This is a genomic window from Mesorhizobium sp. WSM4808 (assembly GCF_055811675.1).
In genome coordinates this window covers 332,448-350,623 of sequence record NZ_JBVVQX010000001.1, presented here as the reverse complement: position 1 = coordinate 350,623, position 18,176 = coordinate 332,448, and the positions used below count along the sequence as shown (strand labels likewise).

The 18,176-nt window shown below is 63.8% G+C and carries 12 protein-coding genes; 10 read left to right on the top strand and 2 right to left on the bottom strand.

All coding sequences use genetic code 11. The features are described from left to right. Positions 1-50 precede the first annotated feature (50 nt). Positions 51-2,537, bottom strand: coding sequence for a mechanosensitive ion channel family protein (locus tag AC0L2U_RS01620; RefSeq protein WP_473601313.1), 2,487 nt, complete (start codon positions 2,535-2,537; stop codon positions 51-53). 240 nt (positions 2,538-2,777) lie between these two features. On the opposite strand from AC0L2U_RS01620, the gene AC0L2U_RS01615 reads away from it, so the two are divergent. From AC0L2U_RS01615 to AC0L2U_RS01595, 5 genes are all read left to right on the top strand, one after another. After that, positions 2,778-4,037, top strand: coding sequence for a sarcosine oxidase subunit beta (locus AC0L2U_RS01615; protein WP_128287887.1), 1,260 nt, complete (start codon positions 2,778-2,780; stop codon positions 4,035-4,037). Positions 4,038-4,054: 17 nt separating this feature from the next. Then, positions 4,055-4,369, top strand: coding sequence for a sarcosine oxidase subunit delta (locus AC0L2U_RS01610; RefSeq protein ID WP_127399427.1), 315 nt, complete (start codon positions 4,055-4,057; stop codon positions 4,367-4,369). Next, entirely contained in the window at positions 4,366-7,359 is a 2,994-nt protein-coding gene (locus AC0L2U_RS01605; RefSeq protein WP_473601311.1) for a sarcosine oxidase subunit alpha, read from the top strand. Before AC0L2U_RS01610 ends, AC0L2U_RS01605 begins: the two co-directional genes overlap by 4 nt. Further along, complete coding sequence (locus AC0L2U_RS01600) at positions 7,352-7,954, top strand: sarcosine oxidase subunit gamma (protein ID WP_127398087.1); 603 nt, start codon at positions 7,352-7,354, stop codon at positions 7,952-7,954. The genes AC0L2U_RS01605 and AC0L2U_RS01600 overlap by 8 nt, the downstream gene beginning before the upstream one ends. A gap of 175 nt (positions 7,955-8,129) precedes the next feature. Beyond that, positions 8,130-9,572: an MFS transporter gene (locus tag AC0L2U_RS01595; RefSeq protein WP_128364131.1), complete on the top strand. Its 1,443-nt coding sequence runs from the start codon at positions 8,130-8,132 to the stop codon at positions 9,570-9,572. Positions 9,573-9,583: 11 nt separating this feature from the next. On the opposite strand, the gene AC0L2U_RS01590 is transcribed toward AC0L2U_RS01595, so the two are convergent. After that, a complete protein-coding gene (locus AC0L2U_RS01590; protein ID WP_164873834.1) occupies positions 9,584-10,288 on the bottom strand; it encodes a nitroreductase in 705 nt (234 codons plus the stop codon). A gap of 204 nt (positions 10,289-10,492) precedes the next feature. On the opposite strand from AC0L2U_RS01590, the gene AC0L2U_RS01585 reads away from it, so the two are divergent. Genes AC0L2U_RS01585 through AC0L2U_RS01565 form a run of 5 tightly spaced genes read left to right on the top strand, consistent with a single transcriptional unit; the run spans position 10,493 to position 18,053 of the window. Then, positions 10,493-11,056, top strand: a complete 564-nt coding sequence (locus AC0L2U_RS01585; RefSeq protein ID WP_127810153.1) for a helix-turn-helix domain-containing protein — start codon at positions 10,493-10,495, stop codon at positions 11,054-11,056. A 20-nt stretch (positions 11,057-11,076) separates the two neighbouring features. Beyond that, positions 11,077-13,530 (top strand): GcvT family protein, encoded by a 2,454-nt coding sequence (locus AC0L2U_RS01580; RefSeq protein WP_127810152.1) that lies wholly within the window; start codon positions 11,077-11,079, stop codon positions 13,528-13,530. Beyond that, positions 13,527-14,432: a homocysteine S-methyltransferase family protein gene (locus AC0L2U_RS01575; RefSeq protein ID WP_473601310.1), complete on the top strand. Its 906-nt coding sequence runs from the start codon at positions 13,527-13,529 to the stop codon at positions 14,430-14,432. Before AC0L2U_RS01580 ends, AC0L2U_RS01575 begins: the two co-directional genes overlap by 4 nt. After that, a complete protein-coding gene (locus AC0L2U_RS01570) occupies positions 14,425-15,606 on the top strand; it encodes a pyridoxal phosphate-dependent aminotransferase (protein WP_027034771.1) in 1,182 nt (393 codons plus the stop codon). The genes AC0L2U_RS01575 and AC0L2U_RS01570 overlap by 8 nt, the downstream gene beginning before the upstream one ends. Next, complete coding sequence (locus AC0L2U_RS01565) at positions 15,603-18,053, top strand: GcvT family protein (RefSeq protein WP_127810150.1); 2,451 nt, start codon at positions 15,603-15,605, stop codon at positions 18,051-18,053. Before AC0L2U_RS01570 ends, AC0L2U_RS01565 begins: the two co-directional genes overlap by 4 nt. Positions 18,054-18,176 lie beyond the last annotated feature (123 nt).

Sequence of the window (18,176 nt, the reverse complement as noted above, 5' to 3'; positions counted from 1 at the left end):
ATTCATGCCGCAATCGGTTCCGGCAGGATCAAGGTCGACGGAGTCCCAGCTTAGTCCGGATCTGGCTTCTTGGTTTTGCGGGACTTGACCAGCCGCCTCTTCTCCGCCTCGGCTTCGGCCTTTATCTGCTCCTGTTCGACGAAGTCGGCCTCGATCTTGTCGTCGTCTGTCGGCCACGCCTTGGGCTTATGGGCCTCGACCACGGCGCGCGGCGTCGAGGGCATCTCGATGTGTTCGCTGCTGAATTTTTCGAGGACGGCAAAACGGATGTCGTTCTGCGCGATGTTGCCATTCATCACATCGGCCAGGAACACGCGGATCTCGAATTCCAGGGCGGCAGGGCCGAAATTGGAAAACAGCACGAAGGGTTCGGGGTTCTTCAGCACCATCGGGTGGCTGCGGGCGATCTCCAGCAGGACGGCATGAACCTGCTTGACGTCGCTGCCGTAAGCGACGCCGACCTTGATGTCGACGCGGCCGAGCTTGTTGCGGTGCGTCCAGTTGCCGACGGCGTTGTTGATCAGGTTCGAATTGGGCAGGATCACCGATTGCCGCTGGAAGGTTTCGATCTCGGTGGCGCGCACGCTGATCTTCTTGACTGTGCCGCTGACATCGCCGGCAACGATCCAGTCGCCCACCTTGAATGGTCGCTCGGCCAACAGGATCAGGCCGGAAACGAAATTGGACACCACGTTCTGCAGGCCAAAGCCGATACCGAGGGAAAGAGCGCCGGCGACCAGCGCCAGGCTGGACAGGTCTATGCCCGCCGCCGAGATCCCGACCAGTGCCGCGAGCGCGACGCCGGCATAGCCGACCGCCAGCCTGATCGAGTTGCGCACGCCGGTATCGACCTTGCCACGCGCCATCACCGAACCGTCGAGCCAGCCCTGGAACCAGCGCGTCAGGAAATAGCCTATGATGAAGACGACGATGCCGGAGAGGATGCCGGTCACCGAAATGGTCACCGACCCGATGTTGATCCCGGTTGCGAGCTTGTAGGCCCAAGCCTGGATATCGCCCAGCTGGAAACCCCACATCAGCAGGATCAGCGGCAGGAACACCAGCACGATCATCACATTGATGGCAACGCTGACGACAAGGCCTAGCTGGTCGAGGGCCGTATCCTCGTAGCTGGATTTGGCCGACAGCCAGCGCCCGACGGTCGTGTTGGCGAAAGCACCCTCCTCGCCGATCGCCTGTGCCGACAGGAAACCGATATAGGCGGTGATCAGCGCGGTGCCGGTAACGACGACCTGCAGCGAAACGAACAGAGCGAGGCCGATGTAACCAAGCAGCGCCGCGACGATGGTGAAAAGACCGAGTGCAAGCGCCGTATAGCGCAGCCATGCCGGCCACGGCCGCCAACTTCCATCACGCGCCTTGAATGGCCTCAGCATCGCCATCAGGATCAGGATGACGCCGACGATGATGGTTGCGCCGAAACTGCGGGCAATGGTCAATGACAGCGGCGAGCCCATTTTGTCGTTGATCACCGACAGGAAGGTGTTGACGCTGATGACCACGGCCATGGCGGTGGTCAGGCGCACCAGCCAGCGCGCCGGCCCCGTTTCAACCGGGATAAGGCGCCAGTTCGGCAGCCGCGGCTCCAGCGCCGCATTGGTCAGCCGGTTGACGCAGAACACCACGCCGATGGCGGTCGCCAATGCATTGAGGAACAGGCCAATATCACCGCGCAACACATTGTAATAATTGAAGAAGAAAATCGTCGATCCCAGAAAGGCGGCAACCGCCAGCGTTGGCAGCAAGGTTGACCAGAAAGCCACCGACAAGCGGCTGAGATAGGACGGGTCTTCATTGGAGGGATCGGCTTCGAACACCCTCCCGAACAGCCGCCTGCCGCCGACCAGCAGCACCAGCGCCAGCCCGAGCGCCACGAAGGTCGCTGCGAGGATGGCCTGGAACTTGAACTTGAAAGCGAAGCTCAGCCAGGAAGACACCGCCTTGTACAGATTGGTGTATTCGTCCTGGGCGTCGGAGAACACCTGCGGGCTCAGCGCATCCGACAGCACGTAGCGTTTGGTCAAAAGGTTGCGGAACAACTCGCTGCGCATATTGCCGATCTTATCGATCAGCCCGCTGATGCGGATCGACAGGGCCTGGGCCTGCGAGATGACCGCATTGATCTCGGCCTTTTCCGACACCAGCGCCTGGCGTTCGCCGCTGACGATGTCGGGCTCCGGCGGCTGGCCCGCCGCAGGTGCCGCGCCAAGCTGCTCAAGACGGCCGTTGATCTCGCCAAGACGCGTGCGGAAGGCCAGTGCGCTGTTCAGCGATTGCCGAGACAACTCCTCGAGCTGCAGGCGGATATCGACAAGGCTGCTATCCTCCTCGGCGTCCTGCTGGATCTGCTTCTCGAAATTGTCGGTCTTGGTCGTCAGGTCCTGGATGATCTTCTGCTGATCGGCGACCAGTCCGGCGGGCGCCTGGCCGAGCCCTTGTGCAGCCGCGTCGAACGACATCGGCGCCGAAACGACAAGCGCGAGGAGCAAAATGAGACGAAGCAATCGGAAAAGCATGATTTGTTGGCGACTCATCTGCGGCAAAGGCAATTTGAAAAGCCTGCCCTTGATAAAGACGGCCCTATCATGGGGCAAGCCGTCGTATAGCGAGCCCATCCGATCATTGGCGCCAACAAATCACTCACCCCCATCGATCCATCTCAAGCGTCGGCCAGTCGAAAGGCGATGGCGCAATATTGGCTTTGCGGGTGCGGCCTGCTCTATAGTCTGCCGCATCGCCCGAACCGGATGACATCAATGGCAGAGTACTCGGCCTTTTCGCTGCTCGCGAACGCGCTCAAGGGAAACAAGGATTGGAAGCCGGCATGGCGCAAGCCTGACCCGAAGGCGTCCTATGACGTCATCATCATCGGTGGCGGCGGTCATGGGCTGGCGACCGCCTATTATCTTGCCAAGGAACACGGCATCACCAATGTCGCCGTTGTGGAAAAGGGCTGGCTCGGTTCCGGCAATGTCGGCCGCAACACCACGGCGGTGCGCTCGAACTACCTGCTGCCGGCCAACACCCGCTTCTACGAACACTCGATGAAGCTGTGGGAGAACCTCTCGCATGAGCTCAACTACAACGTCATGTTCTCGCAGCGCGGCTGCCTGAACCTAGCGCACACGCCGGCCCAGTTCGACGACTATGCAAGGCGCGGCAACGCCATGCGCCATCTCGGCGTCGACGCCGAACTGATGACGAAAGCTGAGATCAAACGTCTGATCCCGGCGCTCGATGTCTCCGAAAGCGCGCGCTTCCCGGTGGTCGGCGGCTTGATGCAGCGCCGCGCCGGCACCGCCCGCCACGATGCGGTGGCCTGGGGCTATGCGCGTGGCGCCGACCGGCGTGGCGTCGACATCATCGAGAATTGCGAGGTCACCGGCTTTCTGCGCGATGGCGACCGTATATCAGGCGTCACCACGTCGCGCGGCGACATCCGCGCCAGGAAGGTGGCCGTGGCGGTCGCCGGCAGCACCGGACGGGTCATGCAGATGGCCGGCATCGAGACGATGCCGATCGAGAGCCATGTGCTGCAGGCCTTCGTGACGGAATCGCTGAAACCCTTCATCGATACCGTCGTCACCTTCGGCATGGGCCATTTCTACATGTCGCAGTCGGACAAGGGCGGCCTCATCTATGGCGGCGACATCGACGGCTACAACAGCTACGCCCAGCGCGGCAATCTGCCTGTCGTCGACGAGGTGATGAGCGAAATGCTGGCGCTGTTTCCGGGCCTTGCGCGCGTGCGCATGCTGCGCTCCTGGGGCGGCGTCTGCGACATGTCGATGGACGGCTCGCCGATCATCACCACCGGCCCCCTGCCCGGCATGTATCTCAACTGCGGCTGGTGCTATGGCGGCTTCAAGGCGACGCCGGCTTCCGGCTGGTGCTTCGCCTGGACCATCGCCAAGGACCAGCCGCACGATCTCAACGCCCCCTTCACCCTCGACCGCTTCCACCGCGGCCTGGTGATCGACGACAAGGGCCAGGGTGCAAACCCCCGGCTGCATTAGGCATTAGGTAGAGTTCAATGTTGATCACTTGCCCCTATTGCGGTCCGCGCGACGTCATCGAGTTCACCTATCAGGGTGACGGCAACCGCGAGCGTCCCGATCCTGCCTCTCAGAATCTCGAGGCGTGGAATGCCTATGTCTATGACAGGCTGAACCCGACCGGGGATCACAACGAGATTTGGCAGCATTCCGGCGGCTGCCGCGCGCATCTGCGCGTCGTGCGCAACACGCTGACGCATGAGATTTCCAGCGTTGCCTTCGTGCGCGGTGATCATCAAGGGCGCGGCGATCATGGCTCCGCCGCGCGCCGCAAGGCGGAGGACAAGGCATGAGCCCGCGCCGCGCCGATACCGGCGGCCGCATCGACCGGCTGAAAACCATCCGCTTCACCTTCGACGGCACGGCCTACACCGGCCATGCCGGCGACACGCTGGCGTCGGCCCTGCTGGCCAAGGGCGTCACGCTTTACGGACGTTCGTTCAAATACCACCGCCCGCGCGGCCTGCTCACAGCCGGCGTCGAGGAACCCAACGCGCTGGTGACGGTGCTGAAGGGCGAGGTTCGTGAACCCAACATTCCGGCGACCATGGTCGAGATCCATGACGGCCTGGTTGCCATCAGCCAGAACCGCTTTCCCTCGCTTGCCTGGGACATCAACGCCGTCAACCAGCTCGGCGGCAACATCCTGTCGGCCGGCTTCTACTACAAGACCTTCATGGGACCGGTGTTTGGGCCGCTCAAAGGCACACGCTTCTGGATGTTCTGCGAACACTTCATCCGCCGCGCCGCCGGTCTCGGCAGCGCCGGAACGGCGAAGGATCCGGCCCGCTACGAGCGCATGAACGCCTTTTGCGACGTGCTGGTGGTCGGCTCGGGGCCGGCCGGCCTGATGGCCGCCAGGACCGCCGCCGATCAGGGAGCGCGCGTCATGCTGGCCGATCTCGAGCCGCTTTTCGGCGGTTCGGCCAACTGGTCCGGGGAAAGCATCGATGGCGCGCCTGCCGCCGACTGGGCGCGGCGCGCGGTCGCCCAGCTCGCAGGCCGCGACAATGTCCGGCTTCTACCGCGCACCACGGTGTGGGGTTATTACGACAACAACACGCTTGCCGCGCTCGAACGGGTCAGCGATCACAAGGATCAGCCAGGCAAGGGCGAGCCGCGCCATCGCTATTGGGCGATCCGTGCCAAATCCGTGGTCCTGGCCACCGGTGCGTTCGAGCGGCCGCTCGTGTTCCCCGGAAATGACCTGCCAGGCGTGATGCTGGCGCATGCAGCCGAGCGCTATGCCAACGAATTCGGCGTGCTACCGGGCGAGCGGATCGCGCTGTTCACCAACAATGACAGCGCCTATCGGGCGGCCGTCGCCTTGAAGAAGGCCGGTGCCGCGGTCGTCGCCATCGCCGATGTCAGGCCGGAACTTTCGCCGGAGATGCGCAAGCTGGCTGCGGAAGCCGAGGCCGAGATCTTCGCTGGCCATGCCGTCGTCGCCACCGAAGGCGGAAAGGCGCTGTCCGGCCTCAAACTGCAACGCTTCGATATGGCCAATGGCGCACTCATAGGTGATGCCCGCAGTATCCACGCCGATTGCCTGCTGATGTCCGGCGGCTGGTCGCCGACCATCCATCTGGCCAGCCAGGCCGGCGCCAAGGCGGAATGGAATGCCGCGCGGCAGGCCTTCCTGCCGCCGAAGCCAACACAGAGCTGGATCGGTGCCGGCGCCTTCACCGGCAGTTTCTCCACCGCCGAAGCCATCGCCGAAGGCCGCGCCGCGGGCCTTGCCGCAGCCGGTGGCCCCAGCGCGCCTTCTGTATTGCCGGTGGTGGAAGCCGTGCCCGGCGATCCTGATCCGGCACCGGTGTTCGAGATCAGGGCCAAGGGCAAGAGCTTCGTCGATTTCCAGCACGACGTCACGGCAGAGGATGTGCGGCTGGCCCACCGCGAGGGCTTCGTCTCGGTCGAGCATCTGAAGCGCTACACCACGCTCGGCATGGCGACCGACCAGGGCAAGAGCTCCAACGTCCCCGGCCTTGCCATCATGGCCGAAGCGCTGGGCAAGCCGATCCCCGACGTCGGCACGACACGCTTCCGGCCGCCCTTCGCGCCGGTGTCGATCGGCTCGCTGGCGGCGGAACGTTTTGGCGATCTCAAGCCCGAACGATTGACCCCGATGCATGATTGGCATCTGGCCAACGGCGCGACCATGTATTCAGCGGGCCTCTGGTATCGCCCGATGATCTACGGCCATGCAGGCGAAACGGTCGAGCAGGCCTATGTGCGCGAAGCCAAGGCGACACGCGAAAGCGCCGGGATCGTCGATGTCTCGACATTGGGCAAGATTGCCGTGCAGGGCCCCGACGCCGCCGCATTCCTCGACCGTGTCTACACCAACATGTTTTCGACGCTGGCCGTCGGCAAGGCACGTTACGGCCTGATGCTGCGCGAGGACGGCCTTGCCTTCGACGACGGCACCACCTGGCGGCTTGGCGAGCAGGATTTCCTGATGACCACCACCACGGCCAATGCCGGCAAGGTGATGCAGCATCTGGAATATTTCCTCGACGTGATCTGGCCGGAGCTGAAAGTCCACGTCACCTCGGTGACCGACGAATGGGCGGGGGCCGCGATCGGCGGGCCGAAGGCCAGGCAGATCCTCGCCGCCTGTGTCACCGGCACATCGGTCGACAACGCCGCCTTGCCCTTCATGGGTATCGTACGTGGCGAAATATCAGGCGTGCCGGTGATGATTTGCCGGCTGTCCTTCTCGGGTGAAATGGCGTTCGAGGTCTATTCCGGCGCCGGGTACGGCACCCATGTGTGGGAAGCGCTTGTTGAAGCAGGCAAGCCGTTCGGGCTGGTCACCTACGGGCTTGAAGCGCTGGGCACGATGCGCATCGAAAAGGGCCATGTGACCGGCGCCGAGATCGATGGCCGTACCACGGCGCGCGACCTGCATCTCGACTGGATGCTGTCGAAGAAGAAGCCATTCATCGGCTCGGCGATGATGGATCGCGAAGGCCTGATCGCGTCTGATCGCCTGGAACTGGTCGGCCTGATCGCCCTCGACAACCTACCGTTCAATGGCGGCGCGCACATCGTCGAGGAGGTTGACGAGGCCAATCCGCACGGCTCGATCGGTCACATCACCGCCTGCTGCTATTCACCGGCGCTCGGCAAGCATATCGCGCTGGCGCTGGTCAAGGGCGGCAAGGCACGGCAGGGCACGCGCGCTCATGTCTCCGATCCCTTGCGCAACCGGTTCGGACCGGTCGAAATCGTCTCCAACCACTTCTTCGATCCGGACGGGAGCCGCATGCATGGTTGAGCGCCAATCACCCGAACCCTTGTCGCCGCTTGAGCCTGAATTCCATGTCGGCTCGCACGGCAATTTCGAGCACGGCGTCGAGATCATCCTGACCGAGACAAGGCCGGGCTCGATCGTGCAGCTCGCCGCGTGGCCCGGCGAGGAGAAGAAGCTGATAGCAGCCATCCGCACCGTCACCGGGCTTGCCCTGCCCGATGGCGCCGGCGGCGGCTTGAGCGACGGCGTGAAATCGGTGTTCGGCTTCGCGCCGGGAAAGTTCACCGTCGCCGATGAAGCCGAAGGCCTGGCCGCGGCCTTTGCCAAAGTGGTGACCCCCGCCATTGGCACCGTGACCGACCTCTCGCACGGCCGCACCGCCATCCGCATTGCCGGGCCGAAGGCCGAATGGGTGCTGGCGAAATTCTTCGCCATCGACTTCGCGCTGCCGGCCTTTCCGGTCGGCGCCGGCCGTTCGACCACCCATCACGACATCTTCGCCCAGATCCAGCGCACCAGCGCCGACCAGTTCGACATCTATGTCTTCCGCTCGTTTGCACGCTCGTTCTGGAAGGCGCTCTGCCACGCCAGCGAGGAAGTCGGCTACGAGGTGCAGTAGGCGGCGCGGCCGGATGGCCGCGTTGCCCACATCTGGCATCAACGCCAGCCGCTTCTGCCGCTAGAGAATCGGGCCGCCGGCGCCCATGGTGCGAAAACGTGGCCGCCCAACCGGCCCGAGGGATATGAAATCCCTTCTTCAAGAGTCGGCACATTCGTTTGGTTCGAACATCTCCATGACCGCAGAACTATCCGCCGGCGCCACGGATCGCGCCGATGTGCCGGCCAGAGCCCTGCTCCTGCTGCCGCTGACGGTTGCCTGCGGCGTGTTCATGACCAGCCTCGATCAGAATGTCGTGGTAACCGCGCTGCCGGGCATCAGCGAAAGTCTCGGCCGTCCGCCCAGCCAGCTCGGCCTCTTGATTACCGTCTATGTCGCCAGCCTGATCATCTCGATGCCGCTTGGCGGCTGGGCCGCCGACCGCTTCGGACTGCGCAACGTCTACTGCTTTGCCTTGCTGGTGTTCGCCGCCTCGTCGGCGCTCTGCGGGCTGTCCGACAACATCTGGATGCTGGTCGGCGCCCGCGCGCTGCAAGGCTTCGGCGGCGCCTTGATGGGCACGCTCGGCCAAGTCGTCATCCTGTCGACCTTTCCGCGCAGCCGAACGCTGAAGATCAACATGTACATCTCGCTCGCCGGCCAGTCCGGACCGCTGGTCGGCCCGCTCGTCGGGGGCGCGCTGACCACCTACATTTCCTGGCGCTGGATCTTCTTCATCAACGTGCCGTTCGCGCTGGCCGCGGCAATTCTTGCCGCCTCGCTGTTTCCGACGATGACCAAGCCCGTGCGCACGCCGTTCGATTTTCCGGGCTTCCTGCTGGTCGGCAGCGGCATGGTGCTGCTCGTCTTCGGCATGGATTCGCTTGCTGCCAAGGATGCCGCGGGCGGCATCATCGCCGCAGAACTGGCGCTGGCGCTGGTCATCCTGACCATCGCCTCGTTCTACTGCCTGCGCGTGCGCAATCCGCTGCTCGATCTCAAGCTGTTGCGCATCCGTACCTTCCGCATTTCGTTCCTCACCGGCGGCGGGCTGGACACGATCGGCCTCAGCTCGGTGGTGTTCCTGCTGCCCTTGATGTTCCAGCTCGGCTTCGGCATGAGCGCGGTGCAGGCGGGATCGCTGACCTTCGTCGCCGCGGTCGGCTCCGTGGCCATGCGCTTCTTCATGCCGCGTGTCCTCAACCGTTTCGGCTTTCGCCGCGTGCTGGTCTACAACACCCCGATCGTCGCCGTGATGGTCGCCGGCTTCGCCTTGATGCAGGCGACGACGCCGGTGTGGATCGTGCTGACCTACATCTTCGTCTTCGGCGTCTTCCGCTCCGCGCAATGGGCCTCGACCGGCAATCTCGCCTATTCCGACATCGCGCCCGAGCAGCTCGCCCGCTTCAGCGCGCTCTATTACATATTGTGGCAGCTGGCGGTGGCGATCAGCGTCGGCCTGGCTGCGGCGGCATTGTCATTTCTGGCCGGCGGCGGTGCGGCCGTCGCCGACGATTTCCGCATCCTGTTCGTCATCGAGGGCATCATCACACTCTGCGCGCTGCTTGCCTACCTCAAGCTGACGCCACAGGACGGTGCCCATGTCAGTGGCCACGGCGCACAGATGAACACCGAATGAGGCTGGCTGGCTTATTCGCTGAACGTGACCCACTCTTCAAGCGGCACGCGGTCGGTGCGGAAGGCGTTCTCAGGTTTTGACGTATCTTCGTAACCAACCGCCATGCCGCAGACGACGATCTCTTCGTCCGGAATGTCGAGCACCGGCCTGATCTGCCGGTGATAGGGCGCGAAGGCCGCCTGCGGACAGGTGTGCAGACCCCTGCCTCTTGCTGCGACCATGATGTTCTGCAGGAACATGCCGTAGTCGATCCATGAGCCCTGGTTGAGGCGGCGGTCGATGGTGAAGATCATGCCGACCGGGGCGTCGAAGAAGACGAAGTTGCGGTCGTGCTGGGCGCGCATCTTGTCGACCTCGCGACGACCGATCCCGAGCGCGCCATAGAGGCCGAAACCGTTGGCGCGGCGGCGGGTCAGATACGGCTCGAAGAACTGCGTGGGATAATACCGGTACTCGTCCCAATCAGCTTTTTCAGCGCGAATGCCGGAATTGAGAATGGCGTCTGATATCCGCTGCTTGCTCTCGCCCTTGGTGACATAGACCTTCCATGGCTGCATGTTGGTGCCGGATGGGGCACGCGCCGCAACCGACAGAATGGCGCGGATGGTTTCGTCGTCGACCATGTCGGGCAGGAATGCGCGCACCGAACGGCGCGACAGGATCGCCTCGTCGACAATCTCGGCATCGCCCGGAATTCGGGGGTTATTTTCCAGCATGGGCCGTCCCTTACCCTTTGTCTCGATCGGACGTCCCCACTCGCCGCTCTCGGCGGAGCCTTTGCATGAACCGTCAAAATCGCGCAAGCAAATCTTGTGCATCCGTGAAAATCTACTTGATTTTTTCATGAGCTTGACTTCTCATGAAATTTGGCCAGATTTTTTCATAAAGTGAGTGCTTTGCCTTCGACTACCGCTAGAACATTGCAGGTACCTGACGAACGCGTGCTGGCCGGCGATATCAGGGCCCTGCGCAAGGCGCGCGCGCTGACACTCGCCGAGATCGGCTCGAAGCTTGGCCGTTCGGTCGGCTGGGTCAGCCAGGTCGAGCGCGGTCTGTCGACGCCATCGCTCGGTGACCTCCGAGCCTTCGCCGAACTGTTCGGCGTGCCGATCAGCCTGTTCTTCAGCCATGACGTACCTGTCGAAAGCGAGCGCGGCGTGGTCGTGCGCGCTGGCAGGCGCCGCACGCTTGGCACAAGCGAATCCGGCCTGGTGGAGGAGCTTCTGTCGCCCGATCTCGGCGGTAGCTTCGAGATGGTGCGTTCGGTCTTCGCGCCGGGCGCGGAACTGAAGGCCGAGGCGCAGCGGCCGACCGAGGAAGCTGGATACGTCGCCTCCGGGCTGTTCGACATCGAGATCGGAGGTGTCTGGCATCGGCTTGGCGAAGGCGACTCCTTTCGCTTTGAAGGCAAGCCTTACCGCTGGCGCAATCCGGGCGCGGAGCCTGCAATTGTCATCTGGGTGGTTTCACCACCCGTCTATTGAGTTCAAGTTTGGAGAAGAACATGGCGGGTTTGCCGAGCACGGCGCGCGTGGTGATCATCGGAGGCGGTGCCGTCGGCACTTCCGCGCTCTACCATCTCGCCAAGGCGGGCTGGACCGACTGCGTGCTCTTGGAAAAGAACGAGCTGACTTCGGGCTCGACCTGGCATGCCGCCGGCAACGTGCCGACTTTCTCCTCGTCCTGGTCGCTGATGAACATGCAGCGCTATTCGACCGAGCTTTATCGCGGGCTGGCCGACGCAGTCGACTATCCCATGAACTATCACGTCACCGGCTCGCTGCGCCTTGCCCACACGAAAGAGCGCATGCAGGAATTTCAGCGCGCCAAGGGCATGGGCCGCTACCAGGGTATGGACATCGACATCGTCGGCGTCGACGAGATCCAGCGCCGCTATCCCTTCATCGAGACGCATGATTTGAAAGGCGCGCTCTACGACCCGAGCGACGGCGACATCGATCCGGCGCAGCTCACCCAGGCGCTGGCCAAGGGCGCGCGCGACATGGGCGCGAAGATCATCCGCTTCTGCCCGGTCACAGGCGTGCGCCGCGAGAACGACGAGTGGGTGGTCGAGACGGCGCAAGGTGAGATCCGCTGCGAGATCGTCGTCAATGCCGCCGGCTACCGCGCCGCCGAAGTCGGCCGGATGTTCGGCCGCGACGTGCCGATGATGGTGATGAGCCATCAGTACATTTTGTTCGAGGAGATCCCCGAGCTGGCGGCATGGTCGAAGGAACAGGGCAAGAAACTGCCGCTGCTGCGCGACGTCGACACCTCCTACTATCTGCGTCAGGAGAAGAACGGCATGAATCTCGGTCCCTATGAGCGCAATTGCCGCGCGCATTGGGCCACCCACAACGACCCGATGCCGGAGGATTTTTCCTTTCAATTGTTCCCCGACGACCTCGACCGGCTGGAACATTACCTGGCCGATGCCGTCGCCCGCGTGCCGATCCTTGGCACCGCCGGCCTGTCCAAGGTGATCAACGGGCCTATCCCCTACACGCCGGACGGCAACCCGCTGATCGGCCCGATGCCCGGCGTTCCCAACGCCTTCGAGGCCTGCGTCTTCACCTTCGGCATTGCCCAGGGTGGCGGCGCCGGCAAGGTGCTGGCCGAATGGGTGACAGAGGGCCAGACCGAATGGGATATGTGGTCGTGCGACCCGCGCCGCTTCACCTCCTTTGCCTCGGCGCCGGACTACTGCCTCGCCAAGGGCATGGAGATCTACGGCAACGAATACGCGATCCAGTTCCCGCGCCATGCCTGGCCGGAAGGCCGCGACCGCAAGCTGTCGCCGATCCACGATCGCATCAAGGCGCTCGGCGGCCGCTTCGACGCCTACAATGGCTGGGAGCGTGCCACCTGGTACGCACAAGACGGCGATGACATTTCCGAGGAAGCCACGCTGACCTTCCGCCGCGACGGACCGTGGCATCATCGCGTGCGCGAGGAGTGCCTGGCCGTGCGCGACGCCGCCGGCATTTTGGACCTGCCGGGCTTCTCGCGCTTCAACCTCGACGGTCCCGGTGCCGCCGAATGGCTGAGCCTGCAGGTCACCGGCCTGGTGCCGAAGCCCGGCCGCCTCGGTCTCGTCTATTTCGCCGACGACAAGGGCCGCATCGTCACCGAAATGTCCGTGGTTCGCCACGACGACAACCTGATGACGCTGATCACCGCGGCGGTCGCGCAGTGGCATGATTTCGAATGGCTGAAGTCGCGCATGCCCAAGGATGCGCCGTTCAGGCTGATCGACCGGACCGAGGAATTCTCGACCCAGATCCTGGCCGGCCCGAACTCGCGAAAAATCCTCACTGATGTCTGCGAAGCCGACCTCACTCTGCCATGGCTGACGCATCAGGAAACCAAGATCGCCGGCCGCTGGGCGAAGCTTGTGCGCGTCTCCTTCGCCGGCGAACTCGGCTGGGAAATCCACACCAGGGTGGACGACACCGCCGCCATCTTCGACGCCGTCTGCGCGGCAGGCCAGCAGCATGGGCTGAAGCCATTCGGCATGTATGCGTTGGATTCGCTCAGGCTTGAAAAAGGCTACCGCACCTGGAAGGGCGACCTGTCGACCGACTATTCGATCCTGCAGGGGGGGCTGGAGCGCTTCGTCAAATGGGACAAGCCCGATTTCCGTGGCAAGGCTGCACTCCAGAACGAAAAGCAGCAAGGCGTGAAGAAGCGCTTCGTCACGCTGGTTATAGAGAACCCGGGCGACTGCGACGCCCCTTCGGTGTCGACGCTGTGGCATGACGGCAAGATCGTCGGCGAGACGACGTCCGGCGGTTGGGGCCACCGGGTCGACAAGTCGATCGCGCTCGGCATGCTGCGCGCCGATCTGGCCGAGCCAGGCACATCAGTCGAGGTCGAAATCTTCGGTGACCGCTTTCAGGCGATCGTGCAGAAGGATGAACCGCTGTGGGATCCGAAGAACGAAAGGCTGCGCGCATGAAGAAAATCATCCTCACCGATGGCGGCATGGGCCAGGAACTGGTCCGCCGCAGCAAATCCGAGCCGACGCCGCTATGGTCGGCCAGGGTGCTGATCGACGAACCTGATCTGGTGCGCGACCTGCACGCGGAATTCATTCGCGCCGGCGCTCGCGTCATCACCATCAACACTTATTCGGCAACGCCCGAACGCCTGGCGCGTGAAGGTGCGGAAGACCTTTTCAAGCCGTTGCAGAAGCGCGGCATCGAATTGGCCAGGCAGGCCCGCGACGAGGCCGGCGATGCAGCCATCGCCGGCTGCCTATCGCCGCTTTTCGGCAGCTATGCACCGGCACTGACCATTTCCTTCGAGGCCACGCTCGATATTTACCGCCGCATCGTTGCCGAGCAGGCCGATGGCGTCGACCTGTTCCTGTGTGAAACCATGGCGTCGGCGGACGAAGCCCGCGCGGCGGTCACCGCGGCATCGGAAAGCGGCAAGCCGGTATGGGTGTCGTGGACGCTGGCCGACCACGGCAAGCCGCGGCTGCGCAGCGGCGAAGCAATAGCCGCCGCGGCAAGCGCGCTCGACGGCCTGGCAGTCGCCGCGCGGCTGGTCAATTGCTGCCGGCCGGAAGCAATCGCCGCGGCTTTGCCTGAACTGATCGACCTCGGCGGCCCGGTCGGCGCCTACGCCAATGGCTTCACGTCAACCGAAGCACTCAAGCACGGCGGCACCGTCGATGTGCTGCACGCTCGTCACGACCTTGGCCCGGATGCCTATGCCGACCAGGCGATCGGCTGGGTCGAGGCTGGGGCAAGCATCGTTGGCGGCTGCTGCGAAGTCGGACCACCGCACATCGCCGCTCTGCGCGACCGGCTCGAACAGGCCGGCTACGAAATTTCGGGAGTTTTGCATGCCTAGACCATCATCGCGCATTTCCGGCATCGTGCCTTCGGGCAAGGACGGCTGGGAAGTCCATTTCGCCGCCTGGACGCGCAAGGAGGCCGGCGAAGACATCATCATGCTGTCGGTCGGTGACCATGATTTCGACACGCCTTCGCAGACGATCGAAGCCTGTGTGACCGCGGTTCGCGGCAGCAATCATCACTACACCCCGCTTCCCGGCCTGCCGCGCCTGCGCAAGGCGATGGCGGCGGCCTCGAGCGCCTGCACCGGGGTCGAGACGTCGCCGGATCAGGTGATCGCCACGCCGGGCGGACAGGCCGCACTCTACGCCGCTGTGCAGGGCGTGCTCGACCAGGGCGACCACGCCATCGTCGTGGCGCCCTACTACGCCACCTATCCCAACACGTTCAGCGCCGCGGGCGCTGACTTCACAGTCGTCGAGACACCGGCCGAGGATGGCTTCCAGCCACGTGCCGACATGATCCGCGCGGCAATCCGGCCGAACACGCGCGCCATCCTGATCAACACGCCGAACAATCCGACCGGTGCTGTCTATTCGCGCGAGCGGCTGGAGCAGTTGGCAGAAGTCTGCCGGGAGCACGATCTCTGGCTGCTGTCGGACGAAGTCTACTGGACGCTCGGCGGCGGCGAGCACGTCTCGCCGCGCTCGCTGCCAGGGATGGCCGAGCGTACGCTGGTCATCAATTCGATGTCCAAAAGCCACGGCATGACCGGCTGGCGCATGGGCTGGCTGACGGGACCGGAGGAGATGATCACGCTCATGATCAATCTCAATCTGGTGACGACCTACGGCCTGCCGGCCTTCATCTCGATCGCCTGTTCCGAGGCGCTGGAGAACCGTTACGGCGTCAAAGAGATCGCCGAACGTTACGCGGCACGCCGCACCGTCTTGCTCGACGCCGTGCGGGGCATGAACGACGTGACCGTGCGCGGTTCGGAGGGCGGCATGTATGTCATGCTCGACATCTCGGCCGTCGAACCGGACGATGAGAAATTCGCCTGGGCCCTGCTCGACAAGGAAAAGGTCGGCGTCATGCCCGGCTCCAGCTTCGGCGAGGCGGCCGCCGGCCACATTCGCATCAGTCTCTGCCAGCCCGAACCGGTGCTGCAGGAAGCTGCACTCCGTCTGCGCCGCTTTGCTTCCAGCTACCGTCGCGAGGCAGCATGACCGCCAAGGCAGTTCCCGCCAAAGCAAGGGCGGTCATCATCGGCGGCGGCGTTTCCGGCTGTTCGGTCGCCTATCACCTGGCCAAGCTTGGCTGGACCGATATCGTGCTTCTCGAACGCAAACAGCTGACGTCGGGCACGACATGGCATGCCGCCGGCCTGATCGGCCAGCTGCGCGGCTCGCAGAACATGACGCGGCTGGCGAAATATTCCGCCGACCTCTACGTCAAGCTGGAAGCCGAGACCGAGGTCGGCACCGGCATGCGCCAGGTCGGTTCGATCACCGTGGCGGTGACCGAGGAGCGCAAGCACGAGATCTACAGGCAAGCATCGCTGGCGCGTGCCTTCGATGTCGATGTCCGCGAGATTTCGCCCAGGGAAGTCAGCGAGATGTACCCGCATCTCAATGTTTCCGATGTCGTCGGCGCCGTGCATCTGCCGCTCGACGGCCAGTGCGACCCCGCCAATATCGCCATGGCCCTGGCCAAGGGCGCGCGCCAGCGCGGCGCCACCATCGTCGAGAATGTCAAGGTCACCAAGGTCCACAGCAAGGCCGGCCGCGTCACCGGCGTGTCCTGGGCGCAAGGCGAAGAGCAAGGCACGATCGAGGCCGACATCGTCGTCAACTGCGCCGGCATGTGGGCCCGCGAACTGGGAGCGCAGAACGGCGTCACCATACCGCTGCACGCCTGCGAGCATTTTTACCTCGTCACCGAACCGATCCCCGGCCTCACCCGTCTGCCGGTGCTGCGCGTGCCCGATGAGTGCGCCTACTACAAGGAAGACGCCGGCAAGATGATGCTGGGCGCCTTCGAGCCGGTGGCCAAGCCGTGGGGCATGGACGGCATAAGCGAGGATTTCTGCTTCGACCAACTGCCTGAGGACATGGAGCATTTCGAGCCGATCCTCGAAATGGGCGTCAACCGCATGCCGATGCTGGCGACCGCCGGCATCCACACCTTCTTCAATGGTCCTGAGAGTTTTACGCCCGACGACCGCTACTATCTCGGCGAGGCGCCGGAACTGGCCGGCTACTGGATGGCGACCGGCTACAATTCGATCGGCATCGTCTCATCCGGAGGCGCCGGCATGGCGCTGGCGCAGTGGATCAACGATGGCGAAGCCCCCTTCGACCTGTGGGAAGTCGACATCCGCCGCGCACAGCCGTTCCAGAAGAACCGCCGCTACCTCAAGGAGCGCGTCTCCGAAACGCTCGGCCTGCTCTATGCCGACCATTTCCCCTACCGCCAGATGGCGACCTCGAGGAATGTCAGGCGTTCGCCGCTGCACGAGCATCTGAAGGCGCGCGGCGCCGTTTTCGGCGAAGTCGCCGGCTGGGAGCGCGCCAACTGGTTCGCCCGCGAGGGCCAGGAGCGCGAATACCGCTATTCCTGGAAGCGCCAGAACTGGTTCGACAACCAGCGCGAAGAACACCTCGCGGTCAGGAATGGCGTCGGTCTGTTCGACATGACCTCGTTCGGGAAGATCCGTGTCGAGGGCCGCGACGCCTGCGCTTTCCTGCAAAGATTGTGCGCCAACGACATGGACGTCGCGCCGGGCAAGATCGTCTACACCCAGATGCTCAACCAGCGCGGCGGCATCGAGAGCGACCTGACGGTTTCGCGGCTGTCGGAAACGGCTTTCTTCCTCGTCGTCCCCGGCGCCACGCTGCAGCGCGACCTGGCTTGGCTGCGCAAGCACGTCGCCGACGAGTTCGTCGTCATCACCGACGTGACGGCGGCCGAAAGCGTGCTCTGCCTGATGGGCCCGGACGCGAGAAAGCTGATCCAGAAAGTCAGCCCCAACGATTTTTCCAATGATAAAAATCCGTTCGGCACGTTCCAGGAAATCGAGATCGGCATGGGCCTGGCCCGCGCCCACCGCGTCACCTATGTCGGCGAACTCGGCTGGGAACTCTATGTCTCGACCGACCAGGCGGCCCATGTCTTCGAGTCGATCGAGGAGGCAGGTGCGGATGTCGGCCTGAAACTCTGCGGCCTGCACACACTGGATTCCTGCCGCATCGAAAAGGCCTTCAGGCATTTCGGCCACGACATCACCGACGAGGACAATGTGCTGGAAGCTGGCCTTGGCTTCGCGGTGAGGACCGCCAAGGGCGACTTCATCGGCCGCGATGCCGTGCTGCGCAAGAAGGAAGCCGGCCTGTCACGCCGGCTCGTCCAGTTCCGCCTGAAGGATCCAGAGCCCCTGCTCTTCCACAACGAAGCGATCTTGCGCGACGGCAAGATCGTCGGCCCGATCACATCTGGCAATTACGGCCATCATCTCGGCGGCGCCGTTGGGCTGGGCTATGTGCCTTGCAAGGGCGAGAGCGAGGCGGATGTACTGGCCTCAACCTACGAGATCGAGATCGCCGGCGAGCGCTTTGCGGCGGAAGCGTCGCTGAAGCCGATGTATGATCCCAAGTCAGAACGGACAAGGATGTAGCACCCCTCTTCCTTCGCCCCGTTTACGGGGAGAAGGTGGCCCGAAGGGCCGGATGAGGGGCGGCGCCAACCTCTGCAATGTTCGTGCTGCCCCTCATCTGCCTGCCGGCATCTTCTCCCCGTA

Excerpts from the sequence above, each read along its gene's own strand:
- AC0L2U_RS01610 (WP_127399427.1), top strand. The coding sequence starts at position 4,055 with ATGTTGATCACTTGCCCCTATTGCGGTCCGCGCGACGTCATCGAGTTC.
- AC0L2U_RS01595 (WP_128364131.1), top strand. The coding sequence starts at position 8,130 with ATGACCGCAGAACTATCCGCCGGCGCCACGGATCGCGCCGATGTGCCG.
- AC0L2U_RS01600 (WP_127398087.1), top strand. The coding sequence starts at position 7,352 with ATGGTTGAGCGCCAATCACCCGAACCCTTGTCGCCGCTTGAGCCTGAA.
- AC0L2U_RS01620 (WP_473601313.1), bottom strand. The coding sequence starts at position 2,537 with ATGCTTTTCCGATTGCTTCGTCTCATTTTGCTCCTCGCGCTTGTCGTT.
- AC0L2U_RS01615 (WP_128287887.1), top strand. The coding sequence starts at position 2,778 with ATGGCAGAGTACTCGGCCTTTTCGCTGCTCGCGAACGCGCTCAAGGGA.
- AC0L2U_RS01565 (WP_127810150.1), top strand. The coding sequence starts at position 15,603 with ATGACCGCCAAGGCAGTTCCCGCCAAAGCAAGGGCGGTCATCATCGGC.
- AC0L2U_RS01590 (WP_164873834.1), bottom strand. The coding sequence starts at position 10,288 with ATGCTGGAAAATAACCCCCGAATTCCGGGCGATGCCGAGATTGTCGAC.
- AC0L2U_RS01570 (WP_027034771.1), top strand. The coding sequence starts at position 14,425 with ATGCCTAGACCATCATCGCGCATTTCCGGCATCGTGCCTTCGGGCAAG.
- AC0L2U_RS01575 (WP_473601310.1), top strand. The coding sequence starts at position 13,527 with ATGAAGAAAATCATCCTCACCGATGGCGGCATGGGCCAGGAACTGGTC.
- AC0L2U_RS01580 (WP_127810152.1), top strand. The coding sequence starts at position 11,077 with ATGGCGGGTTTGCCGAGCACGGCGCGCGTGGTGATCATCGGAGGCGGT.
- AC0L2U_RS01605 (WP_473601311.1), top strand. The coding sequence starts at position 4,366 with ATGAGCCCGCGCCGCGCCGATACCGGCGGCCGCATCGACCGGCTGAAA.